This is a genomic window from Domibacillus epiphyticus, from assembly GCF_001975785.1.
GTDB lineage: Bacteria > Bacillota > Bacilli > Bacillales > Domibacillaceae > Domibacillus > Domibacillus epiphyticus.
In genome coordinates this window covers 313,048-325,122 of the sequence record NZ_MSFI01000001.1, presented here as the reverse complement: position 1 = coordinate 325,122, position 12,075 = coordinate 313,048, and the positions used below count along the sequence as shown (strand labels likewise).

Annotated in this window: 15 protein-coding genes; 5 read left to right on the top strand and 10 right to left on the bottom strand. The window is 39.8% G+C overall.

Going from position 1 to position 12,075, the window contains the following annotated elements; all coding sequences use genetic code 11:
* Together BTO28_RS01615 and BTO28_RS01610 are read right to left on the bottom strand one after the other, a co-directional pair.
* On the bottom strand, positions 1-296 hold a 296-nt coding region (locus BTO28_RS01615; protein WP_198936726.1), incomplete at its 3' end, for a hypothetical protein.
* Between the two features lie 367 nt (positions 297-663).
* Positions 664-915, bottom strand: a complete 252-nt coding sequence (locus tag BTO28_RS01610) for a hypothetical protein (RefSeq protein WP_076763399.1) — start codon at positions 913-915, stop codon at positions 664-666.
* A gap of 139 nt (positions 916-1,054) precedes the next feature.
* On the opposite strand from BTO28_RS01610, the gene BTO28_RS01605 reads away from it, so the two are divergent.
* Positions 1,055-1,225: an acyltransferase gene (locus BTO28_RS01605; protein ID WP_076763397.1), complete on the top strand. Its 171-nt coding sequence runs from the start codon at positions 1,055-1,057 to the stop codon at positions 1,223-1,225.
* Positions 1,226-1,304: 79 nt separating this feature from the next.
* Here the strand turns inward: BTO28_RS01605 and BTO28_RS01600 are convergent, their stop codons facing one another.
* Together BTO28_RS01600 and BTO28_RS01590 are read right to left on the bottom strand one after the other, a co-directional pair.
* A complete protein-coding gene (locus BTO28_RS01600) occupies positions 1,305-2,015 on the bottom strand; it encodes a hypothetical protein (protein ID WP_076763396.1) in 711 nt (236 codons plus the stop codon).
* 969 nt (positions 2,016-2,984) lie between these two features.
* The gene (locus BTO28_RS01590) at positions 2,985-3,257 is read right to left on the bottom strand and encodes a helix-turn-helix transcriptional regulator (RefSeq protein ID WP_076763392.1); all 273 of its coding nucleotides are present in this window, start codon (positions 3,255-3,257) and stop codon (positions 2,985-2,987) included.
* Positions 3,258-3,415: 158 nt separating this feature from the next.
* Here BTO28_RS01590 and BTO28_RS01585 point away from each other — a divergent pair, with 158 nt between their 5' ends.
* Positions 3,416-3,775 (top strand): helix-turn-helix domain-containing protein, encoded by a 360-nt coding sequence (locus BTO28_RS01585; protein WP_076763390.1) that lies wholly within the window; start codon positions 3,416-3,418, stop codon positions 3,773-3,775.
* Between the two features lie 106 nt (positions 3,776-3,881).
* Positions 3,882-4,061 (top strand): small acid-soluble spore protein H, encoded by a 180-nt coding sequence (locus BTO28_RS01580; RefSeq protein WP_076763388.1) that lies wholly within the window; start codon positions 3,882-3,884, stop codon positions 4,059-4,061.
* A gap of 183 nt (positions 4,062-4,244) precedes the next feature.
* Here the strand turns inward: BTO28_RS01580 and BTO28_RS01575 are convergent, their stop codons facing one another.
* From BTO28_RS01575 to BTO28_RS01550, 6 genes are all read right to left on the bottom strand, one after another.
* Positions 4,245-5,294: an LLM class flavin-dependent oxidoreductase gene (locus tag BTO28_RS01575; protein WP_076763386.1), complete on the bottom strand. Its 1,050-nt coding sequence runs from the start codon at positions 5,292-5,294 to the stop codon at positions 4,245-4,247.
* Between the two features lie 202 nt (positions 5,295-5,496).
* Positions 5,497-5,877 carry a large conductance mechanosensitive channel protein MscL gene (mscL, locus tag BTO28_RS01570; RefSeq protein WP_076763384.1) on the bottom strand — a complete coding sequence of 127 codons (381 nt, stop codon included), beginning with the start codon at positions 5,875-5,877 and terminating at the stop codon, positions 5,497-5,499.
* Positions 5,878-6,156: 279 nt separating this feature from the next.
* Positions 6,157-6,537 (bottom strand): DUF6173 family protein, encoded by a 381-nt coding sequence (locus BTO28_RS01565; RefSeq protein WP_083711235.1) that lies wholly within the window; start codon positions 6,535-6,537, stop codon positions 6,157-6,159.
* Positions 6,538-6,811: 274 nt separating this feature from the next.
* Positions 6,812-7,825 carry a CobW family GTP-binding protein gene (locus tag BTO28_RS01560; protein ID WP_076763381.1) on the bottom strand — a complete coding sequence of 338 codons (1,014 nt, stop codon included), beginning with the start codon at positions 7,823-7,825 and terminating at the stop codon, positions 6,812-6,814.
* Positions 7,804-8,184: a hypothetical protein gene (locus tag BTO28_RS01555; protein WP_076763378.1), complete on the bottom strand. Its 381-nt coding sequence runs from the start codon at positions 8,182-8,184 to the stop codon at positions 7,804-7,806. Before BTO28_RS01555 ends, BTO28_RS01560 begins: the two co-directional genes overlap by 22 nt.
* 81 nt (positions 8,185-8,265) lie before the next feature.
* Positions 8,266-9,153, bottom strand: a complete 888-nt coding sequence (locus BTO28_RS01550) for a polysaccharide deacetylase family protein (RefSeq protein WP_076763374.1) — start codon at positions 9,151-9,153, stop codon at positions 8,266-8,268.
* 921 nt (positions 9,154-10,074) lie between these two features.
* Between BTO28_RS01550 and BTO28_RS01545 the strand changes: the two genes are divergently transcribed.
* Together BTO28_RS01545 and BTO28_RS01540 are read left to right on the top strand one after the other, a co-directional pair.
* Complete coding sequence (locus tag BTO28_RS01545; RefSeq protein ID WP_076763372.1) at positions 10,075-10,890, top strand: MOSC domain-containing protein; 816 nt, start codon at positions 10,075-10,077, stop codon at positions 10,888-10,890.
* Positions 10,891-11,172: 282 nt separating this feature from the next.
* Positions 11,173-11,547, top strand: a complete 375-nt coding sequence (locus tag BTO28_RS01540) for a hypothetical protein (protein WP_076763371.1) — start codon at positions 11,173-11,175, stop codon at positions 11,545-11,547.
* Positions 11,548-12,075: the final 528 nt, after the last annotated feature.

The window sequence follows — 12,075 nt, the reverse complement described above, 5'->3', positions numbered from 1 at the left end:
CGCCCTGGCATTCCTCCCGGATATCCGCCCGGCATTCCTCCTGGATATCCGCCTGGCATTCCTCCCGGATATCCGCCCGGCATTCCCCCTGGTGTACGCCCTGGCATTCCTCCTGGATATCCGCCCGGCATTCCTCCCGGATATCCGCCTGGCATTCCCCCTGGTGTACGCCCTGGCATTCCCCCCGGATATCCGCCTGGCATTCCTCCTGGAGTCCTTCTTGGCGATCCTTCTGGCGTCCGGCTCGGCGTTCCTCCTTGAATGGAGTAAATATAATAGCCATCCGTGTAATACACGTAAATCCTCCTTTTTTATATCAAAATGACGTTCGTTATAGAGTATGTATACCAATAAGTTTGGTTCGTCCGATTAAGATATAAACTTAGTGCCGTATACGAAATTATCCGAATGGACTAGTACGTTGGCGCTTGCCATTACGGTTTTGGACTATTGTATATTTTTCCCATAAAAAAAGCAGCCAGAGGCTGTCTTAATAGTACAACAAATTTTTATACAAACTCGAATCGAAAACTCCACCTATAACCTTTTTAAAATAAAAACATCTAATAGAGTGATAGAAATGGTCGCTGCCCCATAAGTCTACATCACTTCAAAGTGAACGCCTTTGCCTTCAAACCTTTCATTTTAAAGAGCCTCCAATGCTTACACGTTCTTGTCCATCGTTTCCCCTCTTGTCATTTCTGGCATTACCCCTATGTGGCGTTTATCCTTCCTGACATTATAACCTGTCGTGACATAATATTTCTTCGAATCAGCCTTACCTTCTTCTGAACGATTTTCATTTACAACTTTTTGAGTTTGTTGATCAGAGGAACAGGCCACAAGAAAAAGCAAAAAAGCGAATAGAGTCATGAACAGTAGGATTGTTTTCAATTGAAAAACTCTTACTTCCATCCATTTGTCATCCTATTTTTCTGGATATTGAATTATTATAAATTTTGTCGAAAACTTCTTGTACAGTTCCGACAAATTACAACTAATTACATGAAATAGCTTTGATATAGTTATTAAAAGAAATTTAGAGGTGTTAATAATGACTTTTGATCATTTACTAGATGCGATTATTGGTCCACGCGAACATTTTCATGATATGGAATGCCATATATGTGGATATGATGAAATCTTCTTTTTACATCCTGTAACGAAGAAACAAATAGGTGTTGCTTGTATAGGCTGTAATTTTGTAATGAAGTTTGATAACTAAATCACACATTAATATTCGCCTTTTGCTTTCATGCCCCTATAATGTTTTCGTTATGCATAATAGTTTAGTTAAACATCTTTTATTTAAATGCATCTTTGTTTCTAGCATAATTCCATATTTGATAATCTAGCAATCTTGGATTCATGTTTGGATACTTGCTTTTGAGTGATTTTGCCGATATCTCTAAAAGATTTTGCGCTTCATCCAATTTCACTTTTCGTTGAAGTACTTTTTCCAAGAAACGAACAATCATTCTGTCCGGTTTAACTCGTTTATCGTCCCCGGCTAACATGTAAAAATAAACAAGAGAAATGCCGCTCTTTTGACCAGGAATTGCTTTAATTTCTTTTTCAAATTCTGCATTGCCGTACAGGTTTTTTACATCTTGTAAGAAATTCACCTCATACTTTTGTAAAACCTTGCAGAATCGATAGACTGCCTTTCCTTTCAAAATTCCGTTTTTAGGAGAAGTCCTTTGTTTATTTTTAAATACATAATGTATGTAATGGTCTATACCAAGTTCCTCAAAGGAGCTTAGAAAACGATCAACCGACAGTTGGTCCGTCATGCTTGGAAATTCTGCTCCCGAACGTAATTTTTTTAAATTAAAGTAATCGCTGAATTTCATCACCGTGTTTTTCACACTCTCATATCGGACCCCTATGGAGAAAACGGAATCGATTACACAATGTGGAACACTTGTATAATAATATTCATCTGGCAGTTTGGCTCCATTCAGTGCCAACTCCTTTTCACAGTATTCAGCTATTCGCAAAATCTCATCCATCATCCATTTCTCCTTTTTTAGCAATTATTTAACTAGCAGATGATACCAGCAGCCACCTGCTTCCATATCTATTCATTTTACCACACAGATGGTACTACCTATTTAATAAGGAAAGGAAAGGAAAAACAACATGTTTGGGGAGAAAGCATAATTTTTAGAAATGAGGTGTAGTACATTGTTGATCAAAGGAGAAATGGGCAAGTGATCCACTTTATTGAGGAGCGATTTATGTACTCCTGCTTAAGGGTTAAACACTGGCAAGAATCAAGATGCGCACAAGAACGGGCAAAAAGTTGGTCTCGCAATGGGACCCCACAAATCCCTGAAGAGCTGGATCTGTTGCTCCAATCCCATCCAGTTACACAAAAATTATACCTGCATTTGCATTTCCTGAAAGAGAAACACCATTAGACAATTTTGGCAAGGGGTGAAATCACGATTTAATTTTAGTTGGCAGTAACGAACTGAATCGAATTTTACTCTCAATTGAAGCAAAGGCTGATGAATCATACAGCGATTTAGTCAGCAGCGCTTTCGACAAGCACCGTTACATTCAAATATTCGGAACGTATTGAACAGTTAGCCACCTATTTAGGAAAGAAATTATGCAACCATTTACGATATCCGTTACTAATAGAATCCAGTATTCATAACACAATTCAATAATAAGATTGTAAAAAGGAGGATTCTTTTTACATCAGTAAACATTCTTCCGATTTTTTGTTCGCTTCCCCACTTCCTCCCGGTCTTCACATTCGAACATCGTGAATCATTGAAGAAGTTTTCATTATAAGGGCGTGACTCCTATTTGTCTGCCGGGAACATTCTCTTATCTCCCAAAAAGTCTGCCGGCGCTCCATTTCGAGAAGCCGTTTCTGCATCGCTGTGACAAATCGCTTCTCCGTTACTGCATTATCAAACGGTACTCTGAACAACTGAATCTCTCCTTTTCTTTTTGTCCTTCACCCTAATTTATTTGATACATACATGACGTTTAATGCATGAATCACTCATCGGAGGATTACTATGCTGATGTATGAGATTTTTGTTCCACCTGACTATAAAAAGATAATTAACATCTTTTTCAAGAACTTTTGAAAGAAAAAAAGCATCTCTCAATCTCGGTTCAGATATACCGTTTTCCCAATTTGAAACCGCTGCTTTCGTATATCCTAGCATTGCAGCCAGTTCTTCTTGAGTAAATCCTTTTTTTATGCGAGCGTTTATCAATCGATTATTCTTCAAGTCAATCACCTCTTGTATGATTATCTTGTACTCATACCCACATTATATGTACAAGATACTTATACGTCAAGTGATTTATATGAGATTCTTGTACTTTCTTTTTAATGTTTTCTTGTTGGTGTACAATTAACTTGTACATTATAAAAGGGGCGTTGTTTATGCTGTCAAAAAGATTAAAAGCAGCGCGGTTAAATAAAGAACTTACACAACAAAAGTTGGCGAACCGTATCAAAACCACTAAAGGAACAATCAGTAATTATGAGAACGGGCACAGTACACCATCTAATGAGATGCTGAGAGAACTTTCTCTTGTTCTTGAAGTAAGCACAGATTATTTACTCGGTGTGACTGATTCAGCAAATCCTGCAGCGGTCGATCTTTCGGATGATGAAAAAGAAATGCTGGAATTCTTTAAGGATCCAGATTTAATCCTTTTCTTCAGAGAGATGAAAGAAGCACCTGAAGAGCAGCTTGAGGAAATGCGGCAGATTTGGGAAGTCATCAAAAAAACAGACTAAATAAATAAAACGCTTCGAGATGGTTTAAAAAAAATGATCAGGAAGAATAATGTAAGCTTTTTGGGGAAATGTTATGACTGTTACGAACCATAAGGAGGCCATAACCATGAATAAACAACGCGCGCAAGAAATAGCCGCTTCACCAGTAATGGCGAATGTTACTTTCAATGAAGTACCCGTTTATATTCAGCATGTGGAAGAAAGCAATGAAACTGCTAGAGTTTATCCTCTTAATGATCCGCAAAATGAACAAAATGTTCCTTTATCTGCTTTAAGAGAACATTAATTATTTAAGAATTTCTTCACCCGAAACTGGGTATTATATTATTGTACATTTTTCAACTCATGCTCATCCAGTTCTTATTTTAGCCGGTGTAGTACGGCTTTTTTTGTTCCTTTTTTTAACTCATCAAGCAAACAGGCTATAACGAAAAAATCCCGCTGAATAAATTCAACGGAATTTTTCGCTTTACTGCATGGCTTCCCATTTGGCGACTTCTTCTCGAACGATAGGCGCCACTTCTTTCCCCAATAGCTCGATGGCTTGCATCACATCCGCATGTGGCATGGAACCAACAGGTACGTGAAGCATAAACCGTGTGATCCCTACATTCTTTCGAAGGTGAATGATCTTTTGGGCCACAGTTTCCGCATCCCCTACATACAGTGCACCTTCAAAGCTTCGTGCCGCATCGAATGATGACCGGTCATAATATCCCCAGCCCCGCTCCCTTCCGAGCACATTCATGACTTGTTGGGTCGGCGGGAAAAATTTAGCTGCTGCCGTCTCGTTATCCTCTGCAATGAATCCGTGCGAATGGGATGCAACCGGTAATTTAGAAATGTCATGACCAGCCTTAGCCGCAGCCTGCTTATAAAGCCGGACAAGTGGAGCGAACTGGACTGGACGTCCTCCTATGATGGCCAGAACAAGAGGCAGCCCCAATAATCCTGCGCGGATAACCGATTCACTATTGCCCCCGCTTCCGATCCATACAGGCAAAGGATTTTGCACCGGACGCGGATACACACCAAGATTGTCAATGGCCGGGCGATGTTTGCCAGGCCAGGACACGACTTCGTTCTTTTGTAATGTCAGCAGCAATTCCAGCTTCTCTTCAAACAGCTCATTATAGTCTTTTAAATCGTAACCAAATAGCGGAAAGGATTCAATGAAAGAACCACGGCCTGCCATAATCTCCGCACGTCCATTTGATATGCCATCAAGCGTCGCAAAATCCTGGAAGACCCGCACCGGATCTGCTGAGGAAAGAACAGTTACCGCACTCGTCAGCCGGATACGTTTTGTCTGTGAAGCCGCGGCAGCCAGCACCACGGCTGGAGAGGATGCTGCAAAATCATGACGATGATGCTCCCCTACCCCAAATACATCCAATCCTATTCGGTCGGCAAGCACAATTTCTTCAACGACCTCTCGCAATCGTTGTGCATGACTGATCACTTCCCCCGTTTTCACGTCAGGGGTTGTTTCTACAAACGTACTGATCCCTATCTCCATTATCCATTCCTCCTGGATTCTTGCTGATTATATGAAAAAGAGCAGTTTTCAGTTCTTTCTTCATACTTCTATCCATTTACTTAATATACCTCAAATTCGAGAGTTTTTCATTACGTGGAATTTTAAAGTAAAGTGGTGAGACCTCATACAATGAACGTTAGCTGCGCAAGGCAAATAAGTCCGGACCTCTGTCCGGACTTGCTTACATCTTGTTTGATTTCAATAGGTCACGAATTTCTGTTAGAAGCTCCTCTTCTTTCGTTAAAGCAGGAGGAACTTCTTCCACTTTTTTTTCACGATTATAAATTTTATTGAATAGTTTAATAAAGATGAAAATAGAAAACGCAATAATAACAAAATCCATAATTGTTTGAATAAACACACCATATTTCAGAACTGCATCCCCGAATGTGATAGACAGGCCAGAAACATCAATCCCCCCGATCAATAAACCGATTAACGGTGTAATGATATCCGCCACGAGAGAAGAAACAATCTTCCCAAAAGCTGCACCAAGAATGACCCCGACGGCAAGGTCGATCACATTGCCGCGCATGGCAAACTCTTTAAATTCCTTCAGCACTTTCCTCACCTCTTTTTTTGTTGTCTATACCAATATATCATCGTTATTTTTCATGAAACGCGTTTTTCGGCAATTAGAAAAAAATGAGGAAAAAAGTAGTATTTTTTATATACTGAGAATGAAGTACCTTTTCGTCAAATGAGTATCATGCATGAAATAAAAAAAGCCCCCGCTCAACAGGACTTTTCCCAATCTCCACCATACTTTTAACAATAATTATCAGTATTATTCAACAAAGCAAACTCCCTTCCGAAGACCATTATATGAATAACCTTTTTGTTATTGTATGAACCCTAATGGTATTTTAGGCTCTTTTGGGTTCGCGCGAGGCATGGCCATTAATAAAAAATTAAGCTGTGATACATGCTGAAGCAACTGCACTTCCAATCCATTCTCAGTAATTCCTCCAAAAATAATTAAATTGGGATCACAGTAGCCTAATGCAGTCACTTGAAAAGTAACCGACTGCCCGGCTGGAATAAGCCTAACCCCCACACATTGACCACCGTCTAGTTTTTTGTCAAACTCTTCTGCCCTTTTTTTTAAATGCCTATATAGTTCACTCGCCGGGCTTTGTCCCGGTGTATTCACTGGTTCTGGTACGTCATTCTTGTTTTCGTTAAGATCCATTGATTTGCATAGTTCCGGCCTGAGCTCCACTTTATCATCTCCTTCTTTGAGTTCGATCGATCTGACCCGATTGCTACTTTATTATCTCCTTTTCCGTCAAATTATTACATTCAAAATCGGGATTCTTTTCCCTTTTCATCTACAGGTTCGTATCTTCAACCATTTCTGTTTTTCCAGCAGCGTTCCACTCTTTATCGGAAATAAAAAAACACTGAACAGACAAAATGACCGTTTCTGTTCAATGTCCTTCGAGGGCAGTGTATAAAATATAATCCATTTAAACTCAACCATTTAATTTTTCTTCTTAAAGAACCTCCACTGGTTCTCTAATGGAAGCACGGGAACCTAATATATTTTGGAATGCATGAAGAGAAGATAGAATTTGTTCCGGATCAATTGAACGCATAATAAAAACAATGTGTGACCGTTTATCTTCATCAGACCACTCATCGAGATGCTCAGGCGGATGGATAATATGTTGAACACCGTTCAACATAACGGGTCCATCTTCTCCAACATCAATCATTCCTTTCACCCGCAGTATTTCCTCGCCCCGTGCATGCAATAACATGCTAAGCCATAAGCCAAAGGCGCTCCAATCCAGCGGCTGATCAAAAGTAAGTGAAATAGAACGTGCTGCAGGAGCATGCTTTCCTTGGAAAGAATTAGATTCCACAAGGGAAATAAGCGGGGTACTTTTCACTTTTTCATTCGGGGCAAATAATTGATGATTGTCTATATTTCCATGGATCGATTTGATAATTTCAGCGGAAGGGTTTATCGTTAGCAGCCTTGAAGCCAACAGTTCAACTTCGTTTTCTGATGCCATATCGGTCTTCGTAATGATAATTTTATCTGCCGCTGCAACCTGCTTGACTGACTCATTCTGACGGTCTAAATGAAATTGTCCATTCACAGCATCAACCGTTACAATAACCTGATCGACCGTTAAATGATGCTGAAGAACTGAATCGGTCAGCACAGTAAATAAAATAGGGGCTGGATCAGCTAAGCCGCTCGTCTCAATCACGATTCGTTCAAGCGGTTCTATATCCCCCCTATGGTCATTGTCCAGTAGTTCGCGGAGCGCGTTGACAAGATCCTCTCTTACCGAGCAACAAAGGCACCCCCCGCCTAATAGAAGCGTTCTTTCATCTATACGACGCAAAAGGTGGTGATCAAGTCCTACTTTTCCGAATTCGTTTACCAACACAGCTGTGTTTTTTAATGAAGGACCTTTCAATAAATGAGTAAGCAGCGTTGTCTTTCCACTGCCAAGAAATCCTGTAATTACTGTCACTTTTCGTTTTTTTCCCACTTGTCTTCCTCTCCAATTCTCGTTGATTCAGGAAGCAATTCGTTCATTAGCTTTGGATCTAATGGATCTATAGGCGTTCCTAAAAGCTTTTCAACAATGGTCCAGAGCACTCCTAAATCCTGCACAATCTCTGTTCGCCCTTTTTTATCCGTTAGAATATATTTACTCCCTGTCCAATCGCTTAGCTTAAGTCCATATACACTTAAAATTTTATTGCTCTGCCGGATTCGTATATGGCGTTCCCGCATACGCGAGCGTTGCGTTTCTCCCGCCTTTTGCATTGTGGATTGGCTGAGATTTTTCGTTTTGCGGTCTGTCCAATGGACTTGGAGCACTGACCCATTACATAACACACACATGCCCATCCTCCTTACATGATAAGTAATAAAGAGGGGCTGATTTTTTTAACCAGCCAACTTTATTATCTTCTAATTGCTGTATTAGCTTCTAGGAAAACGAGACTTATAATCATCCGCTATTTCATCAAATGTTGCCCAACGTACACCCTCGTGTCCGTTAATATATTCAATCAAACGTTCATGCATAAGAAGAACCTGCGGACGACCGCTTACATCCGGATGGATCGTCATTGTGAACACGGCGTAGTCTTCCGTCTCACGGTAGACCCAGTCAAATTGATCCTTCCACATCTGCTCAATATCCCGCGGATTGACAAACCCATGGCTGTTTGGTGATTTTTTGATGAACATCATTGGAGGAAGATCATCCAAGTACCAGTTAGCAGGAATTTCAACTAAGTCTGTTTCTTCACCTCTTACTAGCGGCTTCATCCACTCTTCGGCACTTTTTTCATAATCTATATTGGTCCAACTGTCGCCAACACGCACATAGTAAGGACTAAAATCATTATGCATCAAGCTGTGGTCATATTTAATTCCATGCTTCAAAAGAAGTTCGTTGGTCACTGTTGAAAATTCCCACCAAGGGGCAACGTAGCCTGTAGGACGTTTACCGGAAACCTTTTCAACTAAATCGATTGTCTTTAACAGTACGGTCTCCTCTTGATGTGGCGTCATGGCAATTGGATTTTCATGTGAATATCCATGAATTCCGATTTCATGACCGGCCTCTACAACCATTTTCGTTTGTTCAGGAAACGTTTCAATAGAGTGTCCCGGAATAAACCATGTTGTTTTTAAATTATATTTTTCAAAAAGCTTTAGCAACCGCGGTGTCCCCACTTCACCGGCAAATAATCCCCGAGAGATATCATCCGGAGAATCCTCCCCGCCGTAGGAACCAAGCCAGCCTGCTACAGCATCAACGTCTACACCATAAGCTACTAAAATTTCTTTCTTTTTTGTCATAATAATCATGTCTCCTTTTTATTTTATATTATCTTATAATTTAAAAGATATTCAATGTTTCTATTTTTCAGTTTTCTGTTTATAAAACAGGTGTTTCTTCACTTGCCGCAACATCCCAATCACGCATAACGATGATGTTAAAATATATAGCAGAATAGTTCATTTCTCAGCGTCAAGACAGCACATGATCACCACAATTGTTTTAAGAAGTGAAAGTTTTGTTATATGCAGCCATGAACTGTCCCCCCTCTTGAAGACGCTTTCACTTTACAGGCAAGGTTTGTTATCGAACCGAAAAAGCCAACCAGAAACCATATTCATTACCCATAAGAAAAATTACTTCGTATACAGCAATATTAATTCCCTTTTTCGTCTGCCATCCCTATCACCGATAGAGAGGATAATAAAAGGCGGCTTAGATGCAAAGGCCACAATCTTTTCTCACTGCTGTATTGCCTCTAATATTAACGATTCTGCTTTCTAAAAGTTTTTCCTCTTGTCACCTATGTGGATTTCAACTGGGGGACGCTGTATTCAAAGCATTCAGGTACCCCTAATTCTCCTCCTTTCTTTTTTAAAGTCTTCCAGTAAATATCTTGCAAGTTCTGTGCCAAAATTAAAGAAAACTCTAACCCTTTCAGGAATGGACTTTGCCCTATTACTGGTCTTCATTTTTTATATTTACAAAAGTATCATTATGCGTTAATGCATAAACTCATCCGTCGACCATTCGCTTCAACTACTTGGATTTAATCGTTATTTTGGAATTTTTACGGGATGTTCAGATCTATTATAAAAAATGAAAAAAGTGAACGCCCAGCCAAAGAGTCGAAAGTGTTTTCATTTTATGAGAGCTGATAGTATGTTTAGGGCCATACTTTGTGATTTAATAAAGATAACGAAAACGACATAAGGAGAGTGATGAAGGTGACTACTGCAACCATTGCTTCTTTGTGGAGATACCCGGTTAAATCCATGATGGGTGAAGAAATAAATGCATGTGACTTAACGGAAAAAGGACTTCTGGGAGACAGGGCCTATGGCATAATTGATCAATCAACAGGCAAACTGGCAAACGCAAAAAACCCGCTAAAATGGCCGGACATGTTTCAATACCGTGCCGCATTTACGGAGCCTCCTGAATCATCCAAGCCAATGCCGCCAGTGCGCATCACATTTCCAGACGGTGAGAACCTATTAAGCACAGATGCAGATCAAAACGATAAACTTACAAAAAGCTTTGGCCGAAAGGTCCAGCTAGGTACTCCATCATCCCAAGATATCCAGTTTAAAGGCTACATACCGGAAGATATAAAAGAACTGGAAAACCCGGGAACGATTTTTACGCGGAATTCACCTCAAGATACTTTTTTCGATATCGCAATGGTTCACATTATCACGACTTCTACCATTGATGCCCTTAGAAAACTCATTCCGGAGAGCAGAATTGAACCAAGACGTTTCCGGCCCAATATCATGATTCATGTGCCGGATGCAGAAGGGTTTATCGAAAATGGGTGGGTCGGAAAAGTGCTGACAATTGGGGGCGGCGTCCAGCTAAAGATTTTGCAGCCAACACCGCGTTGTGTGATGACAACGCTTGCCCAAGGAGACCTTCCGAAGGACCCAAATGTTTTAAAGTCGATTGTCAAAAACAATGCCGGCAGTTTCGGTGTTTACGCTTCCGTTGTAAAGACCGGCGAAATTCGAACAGGAGATTCCATTCATCTTCAATAAAAGAAGCGAATAAAACAACAGGAAACACCCAAAAGCGCTCGCCTCTTTTGGGTGATTTTCTAACCTATTTTATCTTTCATTTTTCTCCAAACAAACCACTTCCCTCACTGTGATTCCAGGATAGTGACTAAAGCCCTGAAGATGTATCCAACCTCTATTTAGAATGGGTTTATTTCATACCGGACAACCCATTTCAATAAATGATAATATTTGAAATTGACAACTCGGGACTTTTTAACTAAAATCTTTACGTGTGTTTATATTTTACAGAGGTGAATCATCATGAAAATAGAATCAACTATTTACCATATAAATCAAGCATGTGACAGAAATGACTTTGCGGCTGCCCGCTCCACGATAAATAAGCATTGGAACCGGGTAACCGAATCTAGAAATTACTTAGATTTAAATGAGAATGCTAAACAACTTGTTAAAATCATCAGTTCCGAAAATCAAAAAGCGGGTGTTGAAGTTCTTTCCCTTGATGAAAAGCGTATTATACAAAAAATGAATCAATATGTACGGGATATGAGATTCGCCAACGCTAAAATGACTTACAATAAGCATGAAGAGTTATTTCATTTGCCGGAAGCTCAACGATGGCTCACGAAAGATGCACACATTATCTGTGAGGCTTTAATGAAAGAAAAAAAATAAGGGGACGATCCGGAGAGCCAAAATAAATTCATTTCACCGGTAAAATGGTCAAGGCTGCCGCCACTTTACACGTTAAAACTATAATAAGCTCTTCGGCCTCCTGCTTTTAGTTCCACTTGCAAATTTCTAAATAATAAGATCATTAGAATAATCCTCAAAAACATACTGAACTGGCTGTATGGGTTCAATACTTGGAATCGATTCTTCATCCAAATTCTAAAGTAAGGAAAGTTTAATTCTCCGCCAATCTGCTGTTTCTTTATATGGATAAAAGATTGAAGAAGAATCTAAAATACTCTGGGCTTTATTTATATTCTCATCATTTATAGGGTATTGGAATCGCTTATTTCACTATCTTTTTTCCAGAAATCTTCGTCTTTAAAATAATCTTGTTTCATAATTGCCTCCCCCCTCGCAGCTTTATGTATCCATTCCATTGGATGATGGAGCGATTCATTCAAAGGTGAATGGACGTTTTACACAAGCTTTTACACTTAATTCGAACCGTACCATTACCAATATTCGTCC